Here is a 26,201-nt window from a genome sequence, read left to right as displayed (position 1 = left end):
ACGGAGGTGGAAACGTGAATAGATTAACGCTTCAAACCCCATTAAGCGCGCCTTCTGCATTATTGCAGTTTCCCGAAGGATAACCCATTATCAGCAATACTGGAAGTTCTGTTAAATTATCAGACTTGTAGTGGGGAAAAATAGCTGTTCATGTCTTAGTTGATCTTGACGGTCGATTAGTACGGTTTTTATGACTTAATAGGTCGGATTTTAAGTAAGTCTCAGTCTGCTTTATGACGCAAATTATGACATGTACTCAGTACTTACCAAGCGCAGTAATTACAACGAGTTTAAGTTATTTTCATAATATACGTCATAATTATCACCAAGGTTAAGATCTAAACCACACAAACACGCAAATTTAATTATGGGGTATGCGAAAGCGGCGCAGGCAAAAGATGTTCCCCAATAGTTTCTATTATTACTCACTTACAATTCTCGTAATCATATTCATTCTACTCATCGCCAGATAATTTTCGTATTAAAGACATGCTCAGCTCACAGCGTAAAAGACAGAATATTACCTGACTTCACCTTAATGCGACAGAACCCGTATAAATACCACGATGACCGAGGCAAAGACTGGATTATTTTAGCCGCGAAATAGCGTTCAAATTTTAATCCGTTTTGCAGAAGAGTTTCGATGTACAAAAAACAAACGGGAACTATTAAGCCCCCGTTATCTATTCAATTACGTAATCAATCACATATGAGAGATAAGTGCATCACCGAACTCACTACATTTCAGCAGCTTAGCGCCTTCCATCAGGCGTTCGAAGTCGTAAGTTACGGTCTTGGCAGCAATCGCCCCTTCCGTTCCCTTAATAATAAGGTCAGCAGCTTCAAACCATCCCATGTGGCGCAACATCATCTCAGCAGAGAGAATCACAGAGCCTGGGTTCACTTTGTCCTGACCAGCATATTTAGGTGCAGTACCGTGTGTCGCTTCAAACAATGCGCATTCATCACCGATATTTGCCCCTGGTGCAATACCAATACCGCCTACCTGTGCCGCCAATGCATCAGAAATGTAGTCACCGTTCAAGTTCATACACGCGATAACATCGTACTCAGCCGGACGCAGCAGGATTTGTTGCAGGAAAGCATCCGCAATCACATCTTTAATGATGATGTCTTTGCCACTCTTAGGATTCTTGATCTTCACCCATGGACCACCATCCAGCAGTTCACCGCCGAATTCGGTGAGAGCCAGTTCATAACCCCAGTCTTTGAAAGCGCCTTCAGTGAATTTCATGATGTTGCCTTTGTGAACCAAAGTCACTGATTCACGATCGTTATCGATGGCATATTCAATCGCAGCACGTACCAGACGCTGAGTCCCTTCTTCTGAACATGGTTTCACACCGATACCACATTGCTGAGGAAAACGGATCTTAGTGACACCCATTTCATCCTGCAGGAATTTGATCACTTTATCCGCTTCTGCTGAGCCTGCTTTCCATTCAATACCAGCATAAATGTCTTCAGCATTTTCCCGGAAGATGACCATATCGGTTAATTCAGGTTGTTTAACCGGGCTTGGAGTACCTTGATAGTAACGAACAGGGCGCAAACAGATGTATAGATCTAATTGCTGGCGCAGGGCCACGTTCAGAGAACGAATACCACCACCAACAGGTGTTGTCAGAGGGCCTTTGATAGCAATACGGTAGTCACGGATCAGATCCAGAGTTTCCTCTGGCAACCAGACATCTTTGCCATAAACCTGGGTAGATTTCTCTCCGGTGTAGATTTCCATCCAAGAAATTTTGCGCTCACCGCCGTAAGCTTTCTGAACCGCAGCATCAACAACTTTCAGCATGACCGGCGTTACATCAATACCAATGCCATCCCCTTCGATATAAGGGATTACCGGGTTATTCGGAACATTTAATTTACCTTTGGCATCAATAGTAATTTTTTTACCTTCCGCCGGAACAACTACTTTGCTTTCCATTAACCTCTCCTTTCAAGATAAGCGCAATGACTTGTTAATTTTTTGTAAGGGACGTGTCAATACTACTTGAATATTCTGCAAACGCCAATGGTCACAGATTTAAGGTACAATACGCACCCTCATTTTGCGCGATGGCTTATCATGACAAATATCTCTTTTAAAAAACGTAAACTTAACCGATTCAGCCAAAGAAAAAATAAAGATACTATAAAAAAATTAACAGGCCCTCGCAGGGTACTGATCTTGAACAAACCTTATGATGTGCTCCCACAATTCACCGATGAAATGGGGCGGACAACGTTAAAGGATTTTATCCCATTTCTTGATGTTTATGCCGCAGGTCGTCTGGATCGCGATAGCGAAGGGTTGCTGATTTTAACCAACGATGGAAAATTGCAGGCCAAGTTGACGCAGCCTCATAAAAAAACAGCTAAGGTTTATTATGTTCAGGTTGAAGGAATTCCTGATGAGAGCGCTCTGAACAAGCTACGCAACGGCGTCACATTGAAAGATGGCCCAACACTTTCCGCTGGGGCCGAGTTGGTAGAAGAACCAGAATGGCTCTGGGAAAGGATTCCTCCTATTCGGGAACGGAAAAGTATTCCAGTAAGCTGGCTTAAAATTACCCTTTTTGAAGGCCGCAACCGTCAGGTACGCAGAATGACCGCTCATGTCGGTTTTCCAACATTGCGCTTAATTCGTTTCAGTATGGGTTCGTTACAATTGGGGCAGCTATCCCCAGGAGAATGGAGAGAAATTGATTTTGTTTAATCCACACGTCACAGTTGCCTGCATTGTGCATGCAAAAAGCAAATTTTTGATCGTCGAAGAATTCATTAATGAGATTCCCCTCTGGAACCAGCCTGCGGGTCATCTTGAAGCGGGCGAAACGTTGCTGGAAGCCGCTGAACGCGAATTATGGGAAGAAACCGGCATTCGTGCCAAGCCACAGGCATTATTGAAATTACATCAGTGGAACGCCCCTGATGGTACGCCTTTTATCCGTTTTCTGTTCCTGATTGAAATGGAACAAATCGTAGATACCGATCCACAAGATAAAGATATTCACTGCTGCCACTGGCTAAATGCAGAAGAGATCCTCAGCAGCCCACAGCTACGATCACCGCTCGTTGCTGAAAGTATCCGCTGTTATCTGGAAAATCAGGCTTACCCGTTATCAATATTGGATAGCTATGGGTCACCTTTCACCAAATGAACTTTTAAATAAGAAGCCGAATAAGAAAGCGCGCGAAGACGTTTGGTGCACCTTATCTACCGACGTGTTAAAGTATTGCGCTTGTTTTTTTCCGCAGTGAGATATATCCATGTTAGATAACAGCCAGAAAAAAGTCATTGTCGGGATATCCGGCGGTGTAGATTCATCCGTTTCCGCCTACCTTCTGCAACAGCAGGGTTATCAGGTAGCTGGTCTGTTCATGAAAAATTGGGAAGAAGACGACGGTGAAGAATATTGCTCGGCTGCCGCTGATCTTGCGGATGCCCAGGCAGTTTGTGACAAACTGGGCATTGAGCTGCATACCATTAATTTTGCAGCCGAGTATTGGGATAATGTGTTTGAACATTTCCTTGCTGAATATAAAGCGGGCAGAACTCCAAATCCCGATATCCTCTGTAACAAAGAGATTAAATTCAAAGCATTTCTGGAATTTGCTGCTGAGGATTTAGGGGCTGATTACATCGCAACAGGCCATTATGTCCGCCGTCGGGATGTGGATGGTATCAGCCAATTGCTCCGTGGACTGGATGACAATAAAGATCAAAGCTACTTTTTGTATACCCTGAGCCACCAGCAAATTGCTAAAAGCCTGTTTCCCGTTGGGGAGCTGGAAAAACCCGAAGTTCGCCGCATTGCTGAAGAAATCGGGCTGGTAACCGCCAAGAAAAAAGACTCTACAGGCATTTGCTTTATTGGTGAGCGTAAATTCCGCGATTTTCTGGGGCGCTACCTGCCTGCCCAGCCGGGTTCTATCATTACAGTTGATGGACAGACCATCGGTCAGCATACTGGTCTGATGTACCACACACTCGGCCAACGCAAAGGATTGGGGATCGGTGGAACCAAAGATGGCAGCGAAGAGGCATGGTATGTTGTCGATAAAGATGTCGAAAACAATACGCTGATTGTTGCTCAGGGTCATGATCATCCTCGTCTGATGTCTGTCGGTTTGATTGCACAACAGCTTGATTGGGTTGATCGTCAGACATTAAAAACAGAAATGCGCTGCGTAGTAAAAACGCGCTATCGTCAGCATGATATTCCCTGCACTGTCATCCCCTTGAATGAAGACAAAATTGAAGTTCGTTTTGATAGCCCCGTTGCCGCTGTCACTCCAGGTCAGTCGGCCGTATTTTATCAGGGGGAAATCTGTCTAGGCGGTGGCGTGATCGAACAACGTATACAGGAGTAGTCGTGGCTAAAAATTATTATGACATTACACTGGCACTGGCAGGTATCTGCCAGTCAGGCCATCTGGTTCAGCAGCTTGCCCATGAAGGCCAATGTGATGCCGATACTTTTGAAGTGATGATCAACAGTATCTTGAACATGAATCCGGCATCCACACAGGATGTCTTTGGCAACGATGCCTGCAACCTGCGCATCGGCCTTGATGCTATGTTGAGCATGTTCAACAACACTCGCAGTGGAGTCTCTGCCGGCCTTACCCGCTATATGTTGAGCCTAATAGTATTAGAACGCCGACTTAGCAAAAATCAGGCGGCAGCTAATGAACTGGCTAATCGCATTAACCAGCTAGAGCGTCAACAAACCTACTTTGAACCTATGTCAGAGGGTATCCTCAACGCCCTTGCGGGTATCTATGTCGATGTTATCAGCCCATTAGGGCCTCGCATTCAAGTCACGGGTTCACCTGATGTATTACGCAATACGCTGGTACAGGCGAAAGTCCGAGCAGCATTACTGGCAGGTATCCGCAGCGCCGTATTATGGCAGCAAGTTGGCGGCAGTCGCCTGCAAATCATGTTTTCTCGTCAGCGCCTAATCCGACAGGCAAAAGACATTCTTGATCATTGTTAAATTAAATCCGGGAGTTGCTACCAATGGAATTATCCTCACTGACCGCTGTTTCTCCAATTGATGGTCGTTACGGCGACAAAGTTAGCGCACTGCGCGCTATTTTTAGTGAGTTCGGCTTACTGAAATTCCGCGTGCAGGTTGAAGTACGTTGGCTGCAAAAACTGGCCGCCACAACAGAAATTAAAGAAGTTCCTGCGTTTGATGCAAGCGCAAACGCTTACCTGAATGAAATTGTCGCAAATTTCAATGAACAGGACGCACTGCGCATCAAAGAAATTGAACGCACAACCAACCATGACGTTAAGGCCGTTGAGTATTTTCTGAAAGAAAAAGTGGCGCATATTCCTGCTCTTCATCAAGTCTCTGAATTTATTCATTTTGCCTGCACATCAGAAGACATCAATAATTTGTCGCATGCATTGATGCTCAAAACCGCCCGTGAAGAGATTATACTGCCTCAATGGCGTCAGTTGATCGACACTATCAAGCGTATGGCCCACGACTACCGTGACTTACCTTTGTTGTCACGTACACACGGACAACCCGCCACCCCTTCTACTGTTGGTAAAGAATTGGCTAACGTAGCTTATCGTATGGAGCGCCAATTTCGCCAGTTTGGGCAGGTTGAGATCCTAGGTAAAATCAACGGTGCTGTCGGCAACTACAATGCTCACCTGTCTGCCTATCCGCAGGTGGATTGGCACCAGTTCAGCGAATCATTCGTCACATCTCTGGGGATTCAGTGGAATCCATATACCACTCAAATCGAGCCACATGATTACATTGCGGAACTGTTTGATTGTGTAGCACGTTTTAACACTATCCTACTGGATTTTGATCGTGATACCTGGGGTTACATTGCCCTGAATCATTTCAAACAGAAAACAGTTGCTGGTGAAATCGGCTCTTCTACCATGCCACATAAAGTCAATCCAATTGATTTTGAAAATTCTGAAGGAAATCTGGGATTGGCAAATGCTGTTCTGGGGCATCTTGCCAGCAAACTACCCGTTTCCCGCTGGCAGCGTGATCTGACGGATTCGACTGTATTGCGCAATCTGGGTGTGGGTTTGGGGTACGCGCTAATTGCTTATCAAGCCACCATGAAAGGTCTGAATAAATTGGAAATCAACGAACAGCACCTGTTGGATGAGCTGGATCAGAACTGGGAAGTGCTGGCTGAACCTATCCAAACCGTCATGCGCCGTTACAGTATTGAAAAACCCTATGAAAAATTGAAAAAACTAACACGCGGTAAACGCGTTGATGCCGAAGGTATGAAAACCTTCATTGATGGCCTTGAGCTTCCCGAAGAGGAAAAATCTCGTCTCAAATCCATGACACCAGCAAACTACATTGGCTATGCCACTTCACTAGTCGATGAATTAAAATAAAATTTTTTCATATATCCCCCTATGGACAGGAAATTTTCCTGTCCATAGGGGAAAAAAAGCATGCGAAAAATTACATAAAACATAAATAAAAGCAAAGTTATCTACTCCCACCAATTCTAATCCCTTGTTTTTAAAAGTCACTTTCATTAATATTCCGGCTTGGCCAAAATAGTTACTATACTTAATTCAATCATAATAATGATATATATAATCTTATTTAATACCTGTTGGCGAAATTGACTATTTAGCTATTTTAAATTTACTTAGTAAACGTTACTGATTAGCATAAGGAATCATTATGCGTATACTCATTATTGAAGATGAGGCGATACTTCGCCATCATTTGACAGTACAGCTCCAAGAACTCGGTCATCAGGTTGATGCGGCTGAAAATACCAAAGAAGCTGATTATTATCTGAAAGAAAATCATCCTGATATTGCTATCGTCGATCTGGGGTTACCCGGAGAAGATGGCCTCAGCATGATACGGCGTTGGCGCAGCGATCAGGTTAATTTACCGATCCTAATCCTCACAGTTCATGACAGCTGGCAAGAAAAGGTCACAGTACTGAATGCTGGAGCAGATGATTATGTTACCAAGCCTTTTCGTCTGGAAGAGATTAACGCGCGCATACAGGCATTAATGCGACGTCATAGTGGGCTAGCATCTCAACTCGTTGAATTATCGCCATTCTTAATTGATCTCTCTCGCAAAGAGTTTTCAGTTAATAAAAACAGTATCAAATTGACTGCATTCGAATATACGATTATCGAAACTCTGATGCGTAATAATGGCAAAGTTGTCAGTAAAGAATCACTGATGCGCCAGTTATACCCTGATGCTGAATTACGTGAAAGTCATACAATTGATGTATTAATGGGACGCTTAAGAAAAAAAATATCGAATGAGTGGTCAGACGAAGTCATTGTTACAGTCCGAGGCCAAGGGTATCGTTTCGATGTAAAACAACATGATATTTAAATTTTCGAAAAAGCATATTTCACTGAGAACTCGATTTCTCATGGCGACGTCGGCCATTATCCTTGCGCTGACGCTGTCATATGGCCTTGTCGCCATTATCGGGTATTTAGTGAGTTTTGATAAAACAATTTACTCCATACTCCGTAGCCAAAGTAATTTATTTAGTACCTTGGCTAAATGGGATGGTAGCAAGCTGGTTATTAAAATTCCCCCAAATTTATCCATGACTAATCGCTCCCTGGCCCTGATTTATGACAATCAAGGTCGTATTCTCTGGCGCCAAAATCATACGCCAGAATTGGAAAAAAAAATTCCTGAGGAATGGCTGAAAAAAGATGGTTTGCATGATTTATCTATCTCTTTTAAAGAAAAGGAAGGTTTTCTCTACCCTAAAACATCGACTCAGTCAGACAATTCAACCAAAACCGACGGGATCGATAATGATGAGTCATTAACTTATTCTGTAGCAGTCAACTCTTATGCTAAGACCGATAAACTGCCTGCGATGACAATTGTTATTATTGATACTATCCCACAAGATATGCAGAGTTCAGTGAAAGTCTGGGCATGGTTTGGATATGTATTGCTTGCCAACCTGATTTTAATCATCCCATTAATCTGGCTTGCTGCCGATTGGAGTCTGCGTCCAATTAAATCGGTAATTACCCAAATAAGCTCTCTGGAAAGAGGTGAACGTGAAAAATTGGATGAAGAGCCCCCCAACGAATTAAAAGGTCTGGTCAGAAACCTGAATGCATTATTAAGCAATGAACGTCGACGTTATACTAGATATCGCACGACACTTTCTGACTTATCACATGGCCTAAAAACCCCATTAGCCGTGTTGCAATCTACCCTACTTTCACTGCGCTCAGGTAAACAGATGTCCATTACACAGGCTGAACCAATCATGCTTGAGCAAATCAACCGGATGTCCCAACTAGTTGACTACTACCTACGTCGTGCCAATATGCACAGCGATCATAACCTACTTTTGAGACAGACTTCTTCCGTCTCAATTTTGCTGGATAGACTGATCATCGCACTGACAAAAGTTTATCAGTACAAAGGGGTCGATATTACACTGGATGTTTCTTCCGAAATCACTTGGTTAGGCGAAAAGAATGACTTCTTGGAAGTGATGGGAAATATTCTGGAAAATGCCTGTAAATATTGTCTGGAGTTCGTCGAAATCACCGCCTTAATGGGCGATAATTCTGTCACTATCATTGTCGATGATGATGGCCCAGGTGTACCGCCAGAAAAACGCGACATGATTTTCGAGCGTGGTCTACGTGCAGATACATTACGTTCTGGTCAAGGGTTAGGGCTGTCAATTGCTGCTGAAATTGTCGTGCAATATGACGGAAGCATCAGCGTTGAAGATAGCCCACTTGGGGGGACTAGGGTAAATGTAGTATTCCGCTCACAGCAAAGCTGTGAATACTGAGTGGGAGCAAACTCGAAATATTTCAACCAAAACTGATATCGTGATTGACTATTCGTTATAATGGCCGGAAATTCACTTGTCACTCAGGATGTCACCATGGATTATCAGCTAAATCTGGACTGGCAATCGTTTTTGCAGAATCATTGGCAAAAACGGCCACTGCTGATTAAGCAGGGTTTCCAGCAATTTATCGATCCCCTTTCTCCCGACGAACTGGCGGGACTGGCGATGGAAAATGAAATCGATAGCCGTTTGGTCAGTCAGAAAAACGGTCGTTGGGAAGTTTCACATGGACCATTTGAAATTTATGACCATTTAGGCGAAAAAGACTGGTCATTACTTGTACAAGCCGTTAATCACTGGCATCTTCCTTCTTCTGCCCTGATGAAACCATTTCGCATGCTGTCTGACTGGCGAATGGATGATCTGATGGTCTCTTTCTCTGTTCCAGGCGGTGGTGTCGGCCCTCACCTTGACCAATATGATGTGTTTATCATTCAGGGGCAGGGACGCCGTCGCTGGCGTGTCGGCGAAAAAATACCAATGAAACAGCATTGCCCTCACCCTGATTTATTACAGGTTGATCCTTTTGAGGCAATCATTGATGAAGAAATGTTGCCAGGGGATATTCTTTATATTCCCCCTGGATTCCCGCACGAAGGCTACGCTATCGAGGATTCACTAAATTATTCCGTAGGCTTCCGCGCACCCAATGCCCGTGAACTCTTCAGTGGTTTTGCTGATTATATTCTGGCAAATGAATTGGGAAGCCATCGTTATAGCGATCCAGAGCTGGCATTGCGTGATAATCCAGCGCTAATTCAGTCAAATGAACTGGACACTCTGCGAATAATGATGCGTGATCTGCTGGAACAACCAGCAACTTTCCAAAATTGGTTTGGCGAATTTATCTCCCAATCACGCCATGAGTTGGACATTGCCCCACCAGAACCCCCTTATGAAAGCGATGAAATTTATGAACTGCTGAAGCAAGGTGAAAGTTTGAATCGCTTAAGTGGGTTACGCGTCCTGCGAGTTGATGATCAATGTTTTGTCAATGGCGAATTAATAGATACTCCTCATATCCATGCCGCTGATGCGCTTTGTCAGCATGATCGAGTGGATGCGGGTATTCTGGGTGATGCCATTGATGATGTTCGTTTTATCAGCCTACTAGCGGCATTGGTCAATAGCGGTTACTGGTATTTTAATGATTAATCTCTGAGTAAAAAATCCATCTGCATAGCAGATGGATTTTCTATATGTCAAATAATGAATTGTTTTCACGGATAGCTGTCAGTTCAGCAATCCGCATGATGACACTTACCGCCTGCTCCATTCCTTCCAGTGAAATAAATTCATACCGACTATGGTAATTATATCCACCCGTAAAAATATTCGGGCAAGGCAAACCGCGATAAGACAGTTGTGCTCCGTCAGTACCACCACGAATAGGCTGAATTATCGGTTCAATATCGCAATCCAACATAGCTTGTTTAGCAATGGCAATAACATGTGGGTGTTTCATCATTTCACTGTACATATTGTAATAACGGTCATCAATCGTCAGTTCAATGTAGCAATCTGGGTGCAGTCCTTTTCCCGCCTTTTCCGCAATAGCGCATAGCGTGTTTTTACGTTTTTCAAAATTATCACGGTCAAAATCACGGACAAGGTAATGCATCTCAGCACGTTCCACCGTACCTTTTACACTCTGCAAGTGATAAAAACCTGCATATCCTTCCGTATGTTCAGGTGTTTCGTCCACTGGCAATGCATGATGGATACGCATTGCCAGAGAAGATGCATTGACCATCACCCCTTTGGCGCTGCCAGGATGAACCACATTACCGACAATCTTGATAGTCACAGTCGCTGCATTGAAATTTTCAAACTCCAACTCACCCACGCCACCCCCATCCACGGTATAGGCCCATTCAGCACCAAAAGCTTCTACATCAAAAGAGTGTCCTCCTTTGCCAATCTCTTCATCGGGCGTGAATGCAACCCTAATATCGCCATGTGGAATGTTTTGCTGCTTCAAGCGCACCATCGCTGTGATAATTTCAGCAATGCCCGCCTTATCATCCGCTCCCAATAAAGTTTTTCCATCCGCCATAATCAATGTTTTTCCCAATAAGTTATGCAATACCGGAAACATGACTGGCGACAGCACTTCATTTCCTATCCCCAAGGCAATATCCCCTCCTCGATAGTTTTCCAAGATTTGCGGATTAACATGCTTACCAGAGAAATCCGGCGAAGTATCGAGATGTGAAATAAAACCGATGACAGGCACAAACCAGGCAACATTGGATGGCAATGTTGCCATTACACAACCCTGCTCATTTAGCGTAACATTAGAAAAACCAAGCTGAGTCAACTCATCATGCAGTGCTCTGGCGAGTTTCAGTTGACCATTACTGCTGGGAACGGCTTTAACTGATGGTTTTGATTGAGTATCAAACGCAATATATTCAAAAAAACGCTCTAATAATCTGTCCATCTTCTCCTCCCCCTGAATCATCTATCTTCATTATGGAGAAGAGGGACAGTATAAGTATTGCGTCAAATCAGCTTTTATCCGCCTTCATCTGCTGAAGTAATGACTGAACATATTGCGTGACAATTTTACTGGCATGACCATAGTGTTTTTCATCAAATAGACTTTCGACCTGACTGGGTTCCAGATTCAACTCAATAGTAAGTGTGCCAGATAACTTAGCTTCATGCACAAAACCTGCGGCGGGATAAACGTGACCAGACGTCCCTATGGCAATAAAAAGATCAGCATCCGCTAAAGCAGAATAAATCTGCTCCATACCCAATGGCATTTCACCAAACCATACGACATGGGGACGCAGTGGAGAAGGAAACTGGCAACAATGGCAGCGGTCTTCCGTTGTCAATTCGGTCTTCCATTCAATCACCTGACCAGACTGGCAACAGCGCGCTTTCAACAATTCACCGTGCATATGCAAAACACGACGACTTCCTGCTCGTTCATGCAAGTTATCGATATTCTGTGTCACAAGCAGAAAATTATCACCCAGTTGCTGTTCTAGCTCTACCAAGGCATAATGCGCGGCATTAGGCTGAATTTCCGGCTGCTGGAGCTGTTTTCGACGCGCATTGTAAAATGCCTGAACTAATTCAGCATCACGTTGGAAACCTTCTGGCGTAGCAACATCTTCAACACGATGTTCTTCCCACAGGCCATCAGAAGAGCGAAATGTTCGAATGCCTGACTCAGCGGAGATACCCGCCCCCGTCAGTACGACCACATGAGGCCTTTTTATTTTATTTGCCAATCGAATATCCCTGTAAAAATTTTTTCTATTTAATCGCTGACACCGCAATCGTTTAATCTTGCAAAACTTACCAAACCGATGACGAACACGCATAAAACTATTTCCTTAGCATTGCCCTAATCTTCCTTTCACCCGGCACCTGTTCTGTTTAGAACATGCTTAGGTCGTCTATTCTGCTGATTAGAACCCTACCCGTTAAATCGCTATCGATTAAACCGACACGATAGCGCGCTTAGAGGATTGTTGATACTTTGGCATATTATTGACCGCTCAAAATCCGTGCTGGATCAAGTTTACTGGCCCGACGAGCCGGATACCAACTGGCCAACAGACTCAATATCAATGCCGTTAACAGGACATAGAAAATATCCATAGCATGTAATTCTGACGGCAGAAAATCAATAAAATAGATATCACCAGAAAGGAATTGATGACCGAGCAGTTTTTCCAGCCCTTTAATAATAGTCGTCAGATTCAGCGATGTGAGGATGCCAGCCATCGTGCCAATAACGCTGCCGACCATGCCAGTCAGTAATCCATACCATAAAAAAATCGCTCTGATATGACCATCTTTAGCTCCCAGTGTACGCAAAATAGCAATATCACTGCTTTTGTCTTTCACAGCCATAATCAGCGTTGAAACAATATTAAAGCAAGCCACACCGATAACCAGAACCATCGCTAAGTACATGATGCCGCGTACCATCTGGATATCGTTGTACATATATCCGTAGTCCTTTATCCATGTACTGATATAGACATATTTTTCTGTCGCCTTACCCGCATCCAAAACCCGCTGTTCTGCGGCAAAAACATTATCAGCTTTGATGGCAATCCCCGTAATAGCATGACCATAATCCAGATATTGCTGCGCATCGGATAAAGGAACCAAAGCCAGACGATGATCCAGCATGCCACTTAACTGGAAAATCCCAGTAACCTGTAGGCGAATGCGTTTCGGCTGCAAAAGTTTCAAACTCGGATCACTATTGGGGATCATGACCGTCAGCCAGTCACCTTGTTTCACATGCAGCGAATTCGCCACACCCTGCCCTAAAATCACCTGATGTTTGCCAGCATGAAACACTTTCCATGCATCATCACCGACAAATTGAGGCAAAGCACTGACATCAGCTTCGGTGGTCGGCTCAACACCTCGTATCTGTACAGCGTGGAGTTTTTCACCTTTCTCCATCAATCCGGTAAATTCAATATAAGGGGAAGCACCAACAATACCCGCTGTCTGTTTTACGCGCTCAAGTGCCTGTTCCCAATGCTGAAAAGGCTGTTCTACCGCGTAGACCTGCCCATGTGGTACAACAGAAAGCACCCGGTTTTTCAGTTCTCGTTCAAAACCGTTCATAGCACTCAAGCCGATAATCAGCACTGCAACACCAAGCATGATACCCAATGTCGAGATGACAGAAATCAGAGAAACCATTCCTGCACGACGACGACCTCGGCTAAACCGTAATGCGGTAAATAATGCAAGAGGCAAATTCGCCATTACCTCTCTCCCACCAGAACGAGTTCATCCTGTAAAAACCCATCGCGCATTTCGACCTGACGAGCCAATCGGCCAGCAAGTTTCAGATCATGAGTCACCACCAGAAACGCCGTCCCTTGACGTTGATTCAATTCCTGCAAAATTTCAAAGATGCTGTCAGCATTACGCTGGTCAAGGTTGCCTGTTGGTTCATCCGCCAGCACCAGTGATGGTTCATTCACCAATGCACGGGCAATAGCGACACGCTGGCGCTCACCGCCGGACAGTTCAGCAGGCCGATGGTGTGCCCGCTTTTCCAACCCAACCGCCGCCAGCATCTCCAGCGCTTTTTGTGAAGCCTGGCGCTTTTTACCGCCAATCAATAACGGCATAGCAACATTTTCCAACGCACTGAAATCAGGCAATAGATGATGGAACTGGTAAATAAAACCGATTTCACTGTTGCGTAACTCGGCTCGTACAGAGGCAGACATTTCATTCAATGATCGCCCTTTAAAAAGAACTTCTCCGGACGTAGGCGAATCCAGCCCGCCAAGCAAATGCAGAAGTGTACTTTTACCCGATCCCGAACTGCCGACAATCGCCATCATTTCTCTCTGCCGTATGGAAAAAGTGACATTCTTTAACACTTCTGTGGAAACCTGCCCTTCCTGATATTTTTTGCACAGATGATGACACAGCAATAAGGGTTGATTACTCATAACGTAAAGCCTCAGCAGGTTGAATGGCAGCCGCGCGCCAGGAAGGATATAGAGTCGATAATAGGGAGATCAACATGGCACTGGTGGCAATAAGCACCACTTGGGTAATATCAATCGCAACAGGTAATTGGATACCTTCAGTCAACAGGCCAACAAGAGGCATTAAACTGTTTAACTGACTGGAAAGCAGAACACCCAGCCCCGTTCCCAACAAAGCACCAATGATGCCAGCACTCCCCCCTTGGATCATGAAGATCGCCATTACCTGACGGCGGGTTAGTCCCTGCGTCTGCAAGATGGCAATTTCACCCTGTTTTTCCATCACCAATAAAGAGAGGGAAGTGATGATGTTAAAAGCAGCGACTGCGATGATCAGGCTCAACAGTAACCCCATCATATTTTTTTCCATCCGAACAGCCTGAAAAAATTCGCCCTTGCGTTCACGCCAATCTTTCCATACTAATCCTTCCGGTAAAGTTTGCTGGCTTAATACATCCACCGTCAGCGGTTGATTGAGATACAGACGCCAGCCAGTGATATTATCCATGGGATAACGGAATAAGCGCACCGCATCTTGTTGATTGACCAGCATTTCCGTGTCATCGACTTCACTATTGGCAAAAAATGTTCCAATCACCGTGAATAACCGCTGGCTGGGAATTCTACCCATCGGCGTAAGCTGGCTGGCACTTGGTACGATAACGCGGATCTGATCACCTCGTTTAACACCCAGCTTTATAGCCAACTTCTCCCCCAAGATGACGAAATAACGTCCGGGTTGTAACTGAGTACGATCAATATCAGCAATATGCGCCGCCAGTGGCGTATATTCATTAGGAGTGATACCCAACATGATTCCCACACCAACATTACGGGCACTTTGTAGCACCACATCGCCTTGTACAATCGGAGTAATACGGTTAACTCCTTTTAGACCCGAAAGCTGATTCATCGGGTGCTCATCAGGGTTGATAGAGCCTTTTTCTGATGTGATGATTGCCTGCGGCATAAAACCCAAAATACTGCTTTCCAATGAACGTTCAAAACCATTCATGACTGACAGCACAGTAATCAGTGCAGCCACACCCAGCGTAATACCAATGGCCGATAACCAAGAGACAAAACGGCCGAATTTATCGACCGCTCGTCCGCGCATATAGCGCAATCCTATAAATAATGAGACAGATTGAAACATGAAATCCGCCGTATCAAAATGATGTTTTTAAAAACAATGGGTTAAGAAAAAATGTCATATTTTATCTCTAGTTATGTATGCCAATATGTACAAAACCAATATCTATCCCGTCAGCTTTACTTATCACATAGTATCACCGTTTCGCTCAGATTTGATTATCGTCAATTTCAAGTGAAAAATAAAAAAACCAGCCATTATACTCAACCCTCGAAAATTTTGGCCTGATACAGAAAAGGCTACGCCGATGCGTAGCCTTGAAAACGCCATAATCTAATATAAAGATACTATTAACAAGAGCTTCTGATGTCATCCAATCTGACTTGCGCTCCTCTGGAAGTACTGCCCAGATACTTTTGCCAAAATCAATAAACATGAAATCTATTACTCTTCTGTTGCCAAAGCAAAGTGTTCAGTGATAATAAAGGGCAGCAATACTGTATGGAACCACTCGTACCCCGGTTCTGTGTTTTTTTACTTTCTCTCAACCTGCCAGCGTATTTGTTGCAAGGCTACTTGGTCAAAAATGTGTTGGGAATGGACTAAACCTTAGAGAACACATCAAACGCTTATGTCCGCAAAATACCGTTATCAACTTCCTGAACGTCGCGGTGATATCCGCCAGTTGGGTCATTTGACTGGTGCCGCCTGTGCAGTCGAATGTGCCGAAATCATTGAACGTCACTCAGGTCCAGTGCTACTGGTGACACAAGATATGCAAAATGCTTTGCGATTGCGTGATGAAATTCTGCAATTCACCCACGCACCAATAAATATGCTGTCAGATTGGGAAACATTACCTTACGATAGTTTTTCACCCCACCAAGAAATCATCTCAAATCGCTTATCCACGCTTTATCACTTACCGTTCATGACGAAAGGTGCACTAATCCTGCCCGTCAATACGTTGATGCAGCGTGTTTGTCCACATGAATATCTCAAGGGACATGCCTTGGTTATGTTCAAAGGTCAGCACCTTTCACGGGATAAACTGCGGACAGAACTGGAACAGTCCGGTTATCGTAGTGTTGAGCAAGTACTTGAACATGGTGAATTTGCTACACGCGGCGCCTTGTTTGATATGTTCCCGATGGGGAGTGAACATCCTTACCGCATTGATTTTTTCGATGATGAAATCGATAGCCTGCGTACTTTCGATGTAGATAGCCAGCGAACACTGGCTGAAGTGGAAACAATCAATTTATTGCCAGCCCATGAATTCCCGACTGATCAAGAGGCGATTGAATTATTCCGCAGTCAATGGCGCGAACAGTTTGAAGTTCGCCGCGATGCTGAACATATTTACCAGCAGGTCAGCAAGAAAATGCTGCCGGCTGGCATTGAGTACTGGCAACCCCTGTTCTTTGAACAGCCCCTGCCTGCGATTTTTGATTATCTACCCGAAAATACCCTGCTCATTACACAGGATTTAGTCAGCGCAGCAGAGCGTTTTTGGCAGGATACAGCACAACGCTTTGAAAACCGAAAAATTGATCCAATGCGGCCATTACTATCTCCTGAGCGGATTTGGCTACCTGTCGATAAATTATTCGCTGAATTAAAAAACTGGCCCCGCATTCAGGTTAAAAATGACGCACTCCCTCAAAAAGCAGGAAGCACCAACCTTGCTTATCAGGCTCTCCCTGATTTATCGGTTGCCACACAGCACAAAACACCTTTGGATAAGGTGCGCCGTTTCATCGAACAGTTCAACGGCAGGATCGTTTTCTCGGTAGAAAGTGAGGGACGTCGGGAAACCGTACAAAAGCTGTTGTCACGTATCAAAATTAGCCCGATAAAAATAAAACAGTTGATAGATGCCAATGAGTCTGGCTGTTTCTTGATGATAGGGGCGGCGGAGCATGGTTTCATTGATGAAGAAAATAAACTCGCACTTATCTGCGAAAGCGACATGCTCGGTGAGCGTGTAAGCCGGCGCCGGCAAGATAGCCGACGCACCATCAATACTGATACTTTGATCCGCAACCTCGCTGAACTTCGTCGTGGCCAGCCTGTTGTTCACCTTGAACATGGTGTTGGTCGTTATCAGGGACTGATTACGCTGGAAACCGGGGGCATCAAGGCGGAGTATCTGATCCTGACCTATGCCGGAGAAGACAAATTGTATGTGCCAGTCTCCTCCCTGCATCTCATCAGCCGTTATGCTGGCGGTGCAGAGGATAGCGCCCCACTACACAAATTAGGTGGAGAAGCGTGGAATAAAGCACGTCAAAAAGCGGCCGAAAAAGTACGTGATGTCGCCGCTGAGTTACTGGATGTGTATGCGCAGCGTGCCATTAAACCGGGCTTTGCCTTCAAGCAGGATCCCGAGCAATACCAACTGTTTTGCCAAAGTTTTCCGTTTGATACGACACCTGATCAAGAACAAACGATCAATGCGGTACTGGATGATATGTGCCAACCCATTGCCATGGATCGGTTAGTGTGTGGTGATGTTGGCTTTGGGAAAACCGAAGTCGCGATGCGCGCCGCTTTTATGGCCATCACTAATAACAAACAAGTAGCCGTTCTCGTGCCGACAACCCTGTTGGCACAGCAGCATTATGATAATTTCCGAGATCGCTTTGCAAACTGGCCTGTGCATCTTGAAGTACTGTCACGCTTTCGCAGTGCAAAAGAACAACAGCAGGTTATTGATATGGCTGCTGAAGGCAAAGTCGATATCATCATCGGTACCCATAAACTTCTACAAAATGATCTGTGCTGGAAAGATATTGGTTTATTGATTGTCGATGAAGAACACCGTTTTGGAGTTCGCCACAAAGAACGTATCAAAGCCATTCGTGCTGATGTCGACGTCCTGACTCTGACCGCGACTCCCATTCCTCGCACGCTTAATATGGCAATGAGTGGTATGCGTGATCTATCGATTATCGCCACGCCGCCTGCCCGGCGTTTAGCGGTCAAAACCTTTGTACGTGAATATGACAGTTTAGTCGTCCGTGAATCCATCCTGCGGGAGATCTTGCGTGGTGGCCAGGTTTATTACCTCTATAATGATGTCGAAAATATTGAGAAGGCCAAAAATCGGCTGGAAGAATTAGTTCCTGAAGCCAGAATCGTCGTCGGCCATGGGCAGATGCGTGAACGTGATCTGGAACGGGTCATGGCAGATTTCCATCACCAACGTTTTAATGTGCTGGTATGTACCACCATTATTGAAACCGGAATTGATATCCCCAGTGCCAATACGATTATCATTGAACGCGCTGATCACTTTGGATTGGCCCAGTTGCACCAGTTACGCGGACGCGTCGGGCGCTCCCATCATCAGGCATATGCTTATCTGCTGACTCCAAACCCAAAAGCCATGACTACCGATGCCCAAAAGCGCCTGGAGGCCATCGCATCCCTCGAGGACTTAGGTGCAGGGTTTGCACTCGCCACTCATGATCTGGAAATCAGGGGAGCTGGTGAATTGTTAGGTGAAGACCAAAGCGGCCAGATGGCCAGCGTCGGTTTTACACTCTACATGGAACTGTTGGAAAGTGCCGTTGATGCGCTCAAAAACGGACGTGAGCCATCACTTGAAGATTTAACCAGCAGCCAGACCGAGATTGAACTACGTATGCCGGTACTTTTGCCTGATGATTATATCCCTGACGTGAATATGCGCCTGTCTTTCTATAAGCGCATTGCCAGCGCCCACAATGACGCTGAACTGGCTGAACTGAAGGTTGAATTGATTGACCGATTTGGTTTACTGCCTGATCCGAGTCGCCAGTTATTGCAATCTGCCTCAATTCGTCTGACCGCACAGAATTTGGGTATCAAACGCATCGAAGCGCATGAGAAAGGTGGCTTTATCGAGTTCAGTGATAACAATAAAGTCGACCCAAATTATCTGATCGGTTTATTGCAGACACAGCCTAACATTTATCGGCTGGATGGTCCCTCTAAACTGAAATTTATTACTGAATTAACAGAGAGACCTGCACGTTTGTCTTTCATCCAGCAATTATTGGAAGCCTTCATTCAGCATCAGATATAACACAACGATTGCACTGTTTCGCCGATACGGTTCCAGGCGAAACAGTGCAATCTCCTTCTGAAAAAAGTATGGCTACAAATATGGCTGGAGAATTAATTGCCCTTTTTCATTTAACGGAATGGTTTGCTCCGGTTTGTACGTCACTCGCACTTTTCCAGGATTATCCCCAATAGTATAATTAACATCATACCCAACGGTGCGTTGCTCCTTCACATAAACCATCAGGCAATTTTTTAATGCTGAATGGTTTAATGCAAGATATTCCCTGCTTGCTTTTATATTGTCAAGAAGAGTCAATATACGGTATTCATATCCCGTAAAGAGCCCCCCTTTCATATCTTCTGATCTAATAGGAATGGCGAATACTGTCTCATGGCAATAGTGATGAGGAGTAAGAACCGTTATTCGGATAGGCTCTGAAGATAATACTTGCGCAACTTTGGGTTGTGGGGATTCAAAATAAAGTGTTGCGGCAGTGCCAATGGCAGCAATAGCAATTAGAGAGCCTATTCCATACTGTCTTATCTTTAATTTACCCACATAGCACCTTGATATATTAATAATTTTATACACATTTTTATTGAAGCATGCTCCCTGAATATTTAAGAGAACTAAAAATGCGTTCAATTCATTATTTAAGAAAAATCCTATTCCATTAGCCTGATATAATAAAATCATTAAATTTACACTCTTTATTTCATGCCTTTATCATTTTGAATATCTCCAATCCTAACAGTTTAAACTACATTGTTATGCTACAGTAAACTAACTGAAGCAGACTCTATTACAATAATTAATTAAGCATGTAGATAAATAGTTTCAGTTAACTATAAATAATTAACCTACAACAATAACATTTAAATTTATTCGTTAAATCATATCAATAAAATCTGAATTTATTATTTTAAAAAACAATCATGAAATATATTAATAATTAATTAATTCAAATAGATACTTGGATTTAATAAAATACGTTTATTGATTATAATAAATCATTCAGAATTAAATTAGATAATAATAATTATGATAGGTGTAATAATAAATATAATAGGATAGATAAATGGCTCATCTGTGTTAATTAAATTCAGATGAGCCATTTTCAGTAAATTAGTGCAATTTCAACCGCGGACGAATGACACGATTGATGCCACCAACCAGCATCATCAAACCTGTTTTTATATATCCATGCAGTGCTACCTGATGCATACGATACAACGAGATATAAACCACACGTGCAATACGGCCTTCTACCATCATTGACCCGCGCATCAAGTTACCCATCAGGCTACCAACTGTACTGAACTTAGATAAGGAAACCAATGAACCATGATCTTTATAAACATATTCTTTTAATGGCTTTTCATTCAATAAAGCCAGAATATTATCATAGCAACGACTCGCCATTTGGTGAGCAGACTGGGCACGAGGAGGAACAAACCCACCCTCTTTTTTCGGACATGATGCACAATCACCAATGGCGAAGACATCAGCATCCAACGTCGTCTGCAAAGTCGGTTTCACAACCAACTGATTAATGCGGTTTGTTTCCAGTCCACCAATGTCTTTCATAAAATCAGGCGCTTTAATTCCTGCTGCCCAAACCATCAGGGAAGCCTTGATCAGCTCTCCATCTTTGGTATTCAGGCCATGCTTATCTGCGCTGGTCACCATAGTCTTGGTCAACACCTTGACGCCAAGTTTGGTCAATTCCTGATGTGCCGCACTGGAAATCCGTGGAGGCAATGCCGGAAGAATACGCTCACCCGCTTCAACCAGAGTGACATTCAGCGCGTCTGAATTCAAACTCTCAAAACCATAGCTATTAAACTGCTTAACTGCATTATACAGTTCTGCCGAAAGTTCTACGCCAGTTGCGCCACCGCCAACGATCGCGATGTTGACTTTTTCTCCCGCACACTGGTTGGCAGAATATTTCAGGAACAAGTTCAACATTTCATTATGGAAACGATGCGCCTGTTGTGGATTATCGAGGAAAATGCAGTTTTCCTTTACACCTGCTGTGCCGAAATCATTCGACTGGCTACCCAATGCCATAACAAGAATATCGTAAGCCAGCTCTCGCTCTGCTACCAGCAGATCATTGCTTTCATCACGGATTTCCGCCAGAGTGATTTTCTTTCCATCACGATCGATATTCGTAAGCGTGCCTAACTGGAAGTTAAAATGATGGTTACTGGCATGAGCTAAATAACTCAATGCATCAACACCATCATCAAGAGAGCCCGTTGCTACTTCATGTAATAATGGTTTCCATAAGTGGCTGTTGTTGCGATCCACCAAAGTAATTTCGGCTTTTTGCTTACGCCCCAATTTGTGCCCTAAACGCGTTGCCAGCTCTAAACCACCAGCGCCCCCACCAATGATGACAATTCTTGTCTTTGGCGTTGTCATGACTACCCCACTGAAAATACAACTAATGTTATGTAAGGCGCTAAAGCCGTTTCTTTTAATAACGTTCTTAAATAACATCAGATTTGACAAGTTTCATACTGCAAATATCTCCAGAATATCATGGCTGGTTAGTTGGTCATACCAAAAATAGTTACGATCAAATTCTTTTGATTAATTAGACATCAGTCACGAAATTTTCGCGCTTACTTTCAATTAATTTGATATACATCTTACTTATGAACAATAAGAATTTACAATGTTAATGCTGTGTGAATATGAGGTTTGATTTGATAGAAACGGTGTCTCATCGGGAAATAAAAAAAGGAAAAATCGAGAAGAAAAACAAAAAAGGGACAGAATTGCCAACTAGCAACCCATCCCCAATTTTATTAAAATAAATATATAAAACAATGATTAAATATAACTTAACCACTGCTCACACAAGCCATTCAATTCTTTATTTGCCTGTTGCCAGCGTTGTGATTTCTTCAACTCTTCCAGACTGTATTGACTACCCTGATGATATAACCGTGCTACCCTATCAGATTTGACCATCGGCAAATTATCCAGCACGCTGATTGCCCCCTGCCGATTGTTGCACACCAAAATCATGTCACAACCCGCTTCCAATGAGGATTTTCCTCGCTCGGCATAGCCGCCCATGATAGCCGCACCTTCCATCGACAGATCATCGGAAAAAATAACACCTTCAAATCCCAGTTGCTGACGCAAAATAGATTTCAGCCAATAAGGTGAACCACTGGCTGGACGATCATCTACTTGAGAATAAACCACATGAGCAGGCATAATTGCATCAAGCAGGTTACGTTGGATAAGATCGCGAAAAATATGCATATCATGGCAGCTAATAGCATCCATCGAGCGATTGTCCCTTGGCGTTTCTTTGTGAGAGTCTGCTACAACTGCTCCATGCCCCGGAAAATGCTTACCTGTCGATTTCATCCCTGCGGAATGCATACCCTTGATAAATTTTTCTGCCATCATCACCGCGAGTTCAAGCTCTCCGTGGAATGAGCGCTCACCAATCGCAGTGCACTGGTGTCCTAGATCCAGTACAGGAGCAAAACTGATATCAATGTCCATTGCAATCATTTCTGATGCCATTAACCAACCCGATTCTTGCGCCAAATGCGCTCCCATAAGCGAGTCATTCAAGCAGGCAAAAGACTGTGCGGCAGGTAAACGAGTAAAGCCTTCATGAAAACGCTGAACACGTCCCCCTTCCTGATCGACCGCAATCACCAAACGGTGATGCGACGCTTCACGGATTTGGCGAATTAATTCACGCAATTGTTGCGTATCCTGGAAGTTGCGGGTAAACAGGATTAAACCGCCCACTAATGGATGTTGCAAAATTTCGCGTTCTTCATTATCCAACTCATAACCAACAACATCTAACATTACTGGCCCCATAACATTCCTCACCTCTATATCATTGGTTGCCATCTATAATTCATCGTCATTAATGGCGATTGATACTATCCAGCGTGTTAAAACGCCAGTTTAATGCGCTAATTTAAACCCCTGGCGCAGAGGGTGCGCCAATACTAAAAATTGCGGATCTTTCGTCTGCTGCCAACGTACTTCATACCACATCAGCATCATATATCTGACCCACGGTTCCCACCGTTTAATTCTCTGCTGCAATAATGTGATATCCGCGTACCCTGATGCGTAAGTACAATAATAATCTAAAAAAATCTGTTGCTGCATCTCATTCCACTGATTGCCTTTAAACAACACAGCCAATGAAAAACCAATATCGACATCAGCGGCATATTCCCAATCAATCAATTTTAACCCTTCTACAGTCATAAGTAGATTATCGGGGTGAATATCCATGTGAGCAGGTGCTATTTTCAGGGTTGTTGGCGTTCTGGCTGCCATAAAAAATTTCTGCAAACGCAGCCAGCGAGGAGATAAGCGGCTCTGGTCAATCTGCTGCCACTGAGATGCGATTTGCTTTTTGAGTTGGAGGGGATAACCCAATCGGTGATGGTTATGAAGAGTGGCAAGTATCTGTGCCAGTAACTTCTGCAATAATGGTAAGTTCAACGTTTCGTGAGTTATCTTTGTTCCCGAAAACCATTCCAGCAATAGCCAATCACCGTTCATGGCTATTACTTTAGGAGAGATGCCAGTGGAAGATAACCTGCGTAAAACCTGATTTTCCCGCTGACGATCCACACCCAGTGTTTCACTATTCTGTGTTTGTGTGCGCCCAACCATCTGGCGCACACCATCTGTAATAGAGAAACTTCCCTGTGTCAGTCCATTTAATCGCCTGATTTCCCAATTTTTTACTGGAATGTCAGGCCATTGCTGACATAACATTCTTAGCAAGGTGTTATCGCTAGTTAACGTCACCGCTACCTGACCAAAGTATTTCACCCGTTTTAACCAGCATAAGCTGCATTTCTATGTTACGTTGATCGTTACTACCAGAAACCACGGAGTAGAGCACATAATCAGCACTCAAATAACGTGCCAAGCCAATAGATTTACTGCGCAATCCCAAGCTATCTTCCGATGACAATCCCAATGCCTGTTGAGCGCTATGCACTTGTTTTTTCGGTACAATCTGAAAAAGCTGTTTACGGCTCACGGCATCATTAATGATATCAGTCACTTGCAGGGCTCGCAGCGAACCATTAGTGTTGTTTTTAACAGTATCGACAAGTAATACTTTTCCCGTTTCCACACCATTGGCCTTAACCATCTGCGCAACCAACGGTTGAACAATGCCATTCCAATTAGTCGACTGAATCTTAGGTGGCTGAGGAACTTTATCCGATGGCTGTACTTGTGGTTCCGTTTTTTTCTCTGGCTTCACAGGTGTAACAGGAGCAGGCGACTGTATTGGTAAGTTACAACTCGCCAGAAACATCGCTGATAATATAACAAAGAGAATTCTTTTCATTAACCTACTCCGGTTACAGCGCTATCGTGTACCAATAATGGTGAATCACATTACTTTACCAACAGTGGCCCCAATGGACGTCCACCCACCATATGCATATGGATATGGAAAACTTCCTGCCCGGAATGGCGATTACAGTTCATGATGAGGCGATAACCATCTTCTGCGATGCCTTCTTGTTGTGCGATTTTCGCTGCAACAGTGAACAGGCGCCCCAATGCAAGTTCATTCTCTGGAGTGACATCGTTAACCGTTGGGATCAGTACGTTTGGCACGATCAGAATATGGGTGGGCGCTTGAGGGGTAATGTCACGGAATGCTGTTACCAGATCATCCTGATAAACAATATCAGAAGGAATTTCACGACGAATGATTTTGCTAAAAATAGTTTCTTCTGCCATCTCACTTCTCCTTTTTTGTCATTAAAGATGACTCATGATTAAGTCTAAATACGAAGTCGAAATACTAAACTAAAACATAAAAGGTTATCTAGATAACTTCATTTTCTGGGATGTTGATATGAAACAGGTCACAAAAATTTCTGGTTGTCACCGCGGCCAATTCATCAAGACTCACCCCTTTCAATACCGCCATATATTCAGCGACATCACGTACATAGGCAGGCTGATTCTGCTTACCTCGATGCGGTATAGGTGCCAGATAAGGTGAGTCAGTTTCTACCAAAATCCGATCGAGTGGGACAAACCTTGCCGCTTCACGGATCTGTTCTGCATTGCGAAATGTCACGATACCAGAGAAAGAAATATAAAAACCCAGATCCAGCAAAGCTCTCGCCGTATCTTTATCTTCCGTAAAACAGTGCAGCACACCGCCACATTCCTGTACTTTTTCTTCTCGCAAGACCAAAAGAGTATCATCCTTTGCATCGCGGGTATGAACAATGACAGGTTTGTTTAATTTACGTCCAATGCGGATATGTTCACGAAAGGAAGTTCGCTGTAACTCTGCATTTTCTTTTTGATAATAATAATCCAGACCGGTTTCTCCCATTGCGACGACATCATCGTCCGCTGCAAGCCGGGCAAGTTCATCAAAATCGTAGCCTTCATCCAGATTCAATGGATGAATACCGCAGGAATACGCGATATTTTCACGTTTACCAATCAAATTCTTCATTTGCTGGAATCCCGGTAGCGTAGTCGCCACCGCCAACATATACTTCACATCCCGTTCTGCTGCCTTAGCCACAACATCATCCACACTCTTGTGTAGAGTTTCATAATCAAGGCAATCGAGATGACAGTGTGAATCAACTAAAAACAT

At 43.9% G+C, this 26,201-nt stretch carries 22 protein-coding genes; 9 read left to right on the top strand and 13 right to left on the bottom strand.

What is annotated here, in order from left to right; genetic code table 11:
* Positions 1–703: 703 nt before the first annotated feature.
* Complete coding sequence (gene icd, locus NXS07_RS01475; RefSeq protein ID WP_046336840.1) at positions 704–1,957, bottom strand: NADP-dependent isocitrate dehydrogenase; 1,254 nt, start codon at positions 1,955–1,957, stop codon at positions 704–706.
* 141 nt (positions 1,958–2,098) lie between these two features.
* Between icd and rluE the strand changes: the two genes are divergently transcribed.
* From rluE to NXS07_RS01435, 8 genes are all read left to right on the top strand, one after another.
* Positions 2,099–2,728 carry a 23S rRNA pseudouridine(2457) synthase RluE gene (rluE, locus tag NXS07_RS01470; protein ID WP_258086041.1) on the top strand — a complete coding sequence of 210 codons (630 nt, stop codon included), beginning with the start codon at positions 2,099–2,101 and terminating at the stop codon, positions 2,726–2,728.
* Positions 2,721–3,173: an NUDIX hydrolase gene (locus NXS07_RS01465; RefSeq protein ID WP_038203345.1), complete on the top strand. Its 453-nt coding sequence runs from the start codon at positions 2,721–2,723 to the stop codon at positions 3,171–3,173. The genes rluE and NXS07_RS01465 overlap by 8 nt, the downstream gene beginning before the upstream one ends.
* A 109-nt stretch (positions 3,174–3,282) precedes the next feature.
* Positions 3,283–4,386, top strand: a complete 1,104-nt coding sequence (mnmA, locus tag NXS07_RS01460; RefSeq protein ID WP_258086040.1) for a tRNA 2-thiouridine(34) synthase MnmA — start codon at positions 3,283–3,285, stop codon at positions 4,384–4,386.
* A gap of 2 nt (positions 4,387–4,388) precedes the next feature.
* Positions 4,389–5,015, top strand: a complete 627-nt coding sequence (gene hflD / locus NXS07_RS01455; RefSeq protein ID WP_038203320.1) for a high frequency lysogenization protein HflD — start codon at positions 4,389–4,391, stop codon at positions 5,013–5,015.
* 23 nt (positions 5,016–5,038) lie between these two features.
* The gene (purB, locus tag NXS07_RS01450; protein WP_038203317.1) at positions 5,039–6,409 is read left to right on the top strand and encodes an adenylosuccinate lyase; all 1,371 of its coding nucleotides are present in this window, start codon (positions 5,039–5,041) and stop codon (positions 6,407–6,409) included.
* 298 nt (positions 6,410–6,707) lie between these two features.
* Positions 6,708–7,391: a two-component system response regulator PhoP gene (gene phoP, locus NXS07_RS01445; RefSeq protein ID WP_038195148.1), complete on the top strand. Its 684-nt coding sequence runs from the start codon at positions 6,708–6,710 to the stop codon at positions 7,389–7,391.
* Positions 7,381–8,841 carry a two-component system sensor histidine kinase PhoQ gene (phoQ, locus tag NXS07_RS01440; protein WP_308686586.1) on the top strand — a complete coding sequence of 487 codons (1,461 nt, stop codon included), beginning with the start codon at positions 7,381–7,383 and terminating at the stop codon, positions 8,839–8,841. Before phoP ends, phoQ begins: the two co-directional genes overlap by 11 nt.
* Positions 8,842–8,937: 96 nt before the next feature.
* A complete protein-coding gene (locus NXS07_RS01435) occupies positions 8,938–10,059 on the top strand; it encodes a ribosomal protein uL16 3-hydroxylase (protein ID WP_258086039.1) in 1,122 nt (373 codons plus the stop codon).
* A gap of 40 nt (positions 10,060–10,099) precedes the next feature.
* On the opposite strand, the gene pepT is transcribed toward NXS07_RS01435, so the two are convergent.
* The 5 genes from pepT to lolC form a co-directional block, all read right to left on the bottom strand.
* Entirely contained in the window at positions 10,100–11,347 is a 1,248-nt protein-coding gene (pepT, locus tag NXS07_RS01430; RefSeq protein ID WP_258086038.1) for a peptidase T, read from the bottom strand.
* 67 nt (positions 11,348–11,414) lie between these two features.
* A complete protein-coding gene (gene cobB / locus NXS07_RS01425) occupies positions 11,415–12,245 on the bottom strand; it encodes a Sir2 family NAD+-dependent deacetylase (protein ID WP_038212813.1) in 831 nt (276 codons plus the stop codon).
* Between the two features lie 166 nt (positions 12,246–12,411).
* Positions 12,412–13,659, bottom strand: coding sequence for a lipoprotein-releasing ABC transporter permease subunit LolE (lolE, locus tag NXS07_RS01420; RefSeq protein ID WP_038203305.1), 1,248 nt, complete (start codon positions 13,657–13,659; stop codon positions 12,412–12,414).
* Positions 13,659–14,360, bottom strand: coding sequence for a lipoprotein-releasing ABC transporter ATP-binding protein LolD (gene lolD / locus NXS07_RS01415; protein ID WP_038195140.1), 702 nt, complete (start codon positions 14,358–14,360; stop codon positions 13,659–13,661). Before lolD ends, lolE begins: the two co-directional genes overlap by 1 nt.
* Complete coding sequence (lolC, locus tag NXS07_RS01410) at positions 14,353–15,555, bottom strand: lipoprotein-releasing ABC transporter permease subunit LolC (RefSeq protein ID WP_038212818.1); 1,203 nt, start codon at positions 15,553–15,555, stop codon at positions 14,353–14,355. The genes lolD and lolC overlap by 8 nt, the downstream gene beginning before the upstream one ends.
* Positions 15,556–16,123: 568 nt before the next feature.
* On the opposite strand from lolC, the gene mfd reads away from it, so the two are divergent.
* Positions 16,124–19,564, top strand: a complete 3,441-nt coding sequence (gene mfd, locus NXS07_RS01405) for a transcription-repair coupling factor (protein ID WP_258086037.1) — start codon at positions 16,124–16,126, stop codon at positions 19,562–19,564.
* Between the two features lie 72 nt (positions 19,565–19,636).
* On the opposite strand, the gene umoD is transcribed toward mfd, so the two are convergent.
* The 7 genes from umoD to NXS07_RS01370 form a co-directional block, all read right to left on the bottom strand.
* Positions 19,637–20,242 carry a UmoD family flagellar biogenesis regulator gene (gene umoD / locus NXS07_RS01400; RefSeq protein ID WP_230579617.1) on the bottom strand — a complete coding sequence of 202 codons (606 nt, stop codon included), beginning with the start codon at positions 20,240–20,242 and terminating at the stop codon, positions 19,637–19,639.
* 429 nt (positions 20,243–20,671) lie between these two features.
* The gene (locus tag NXS07_RS01395) at positions 20,672–21,976 is read right to left on the bottom strand and encodes an NAD(P)/FAD-dependent oxidoreductase (protein ID WP_038195133.1); all 1,305 of its coding nucleotides are present in this window, start codon (positions 21,974–21,976) and stop codon (positions 20,672–20,674) included.
* A 414-nt stretch (positions 21,977–22,390) separates the two neighbouring features.
* On the bottom strand, positions 22,391–23,410 hold the full coding sequence (nagZ, locus tag NXS07_RS01390; RefSeq protein ID WP_238126001.1) for a beta-N-acetylhexosaminidase: 1,020 nt from the start codon (positions 23,408–23,410) through the stop codon (positions 22,391–22,393).
* Positions 23,411–23,500: 90 nt separating this feature from the next.
* The gene (locus NXS07_RS01385; protein WP_258086036.1) at positions 23,501–24,388 is read right to left on the bottom strand and encodes a phosphotransferase; all 888 of its coding nucleotides are present in this window, start codon (positions 24,386–24,388) and stop codon (positions 23,501–23,503) included.
* Positions 24,351–24,917 carry a penicillin-binding protein activator LpoB gene (gene lpoB / locus NXS07_RS01380; protein WP_258086035.1) on the bottom strand — a complete coding sequence of 189 codons (567 nt, stop codon included), beginning with the start codon at positions 24,915–24,917 and terminating at the stop codon, positions 24,351–24,353. The genes NXS07_RS01385 and lpoB overlap by 38 nt, the downstream gene beginning before the upstream one ends.
* 50 nt (positions 24,918–24,967) lie before the next feature.
* Complete coding sequence (gene hinT / locus NXS07_RS01375) at positions 24,968–25,318, bottom strand: purine nucleoside phosphoramidase (RefSeq protein WP_038212829.1); 351 nt, start codon at positions 25,316–25,318, stop codon at positions 24,968–24,970.
* Between the two features lie 88 nt (positions 25,319–25,406).
* Positions 25,407–26,201 (bottom strand): metal-dependent hydrolase, encoded by a 795-nt coding sequence (locus tag NXS07_RS01370; RefSeq protein ID WP_238125993.1) that lies wholly within the window; start codon positions 26,199–26,201, stop codon positions 25,407–25,409.

This window comes from Xenorhabdus bovienii, assembly GCF_024721015.1.
In the GTDB taxonomy this organism is placed as follows: domain Bacteria; phylum Pseudomonadota; class Gammaproteobacteria; order Enterobacterales; family Enterobacteriaceae; genus Xenorhabdus; species Xenorhabdus bovienii.
This window is presented reverse-complemented; position numbering and strand designations above follow the sequence as displayed.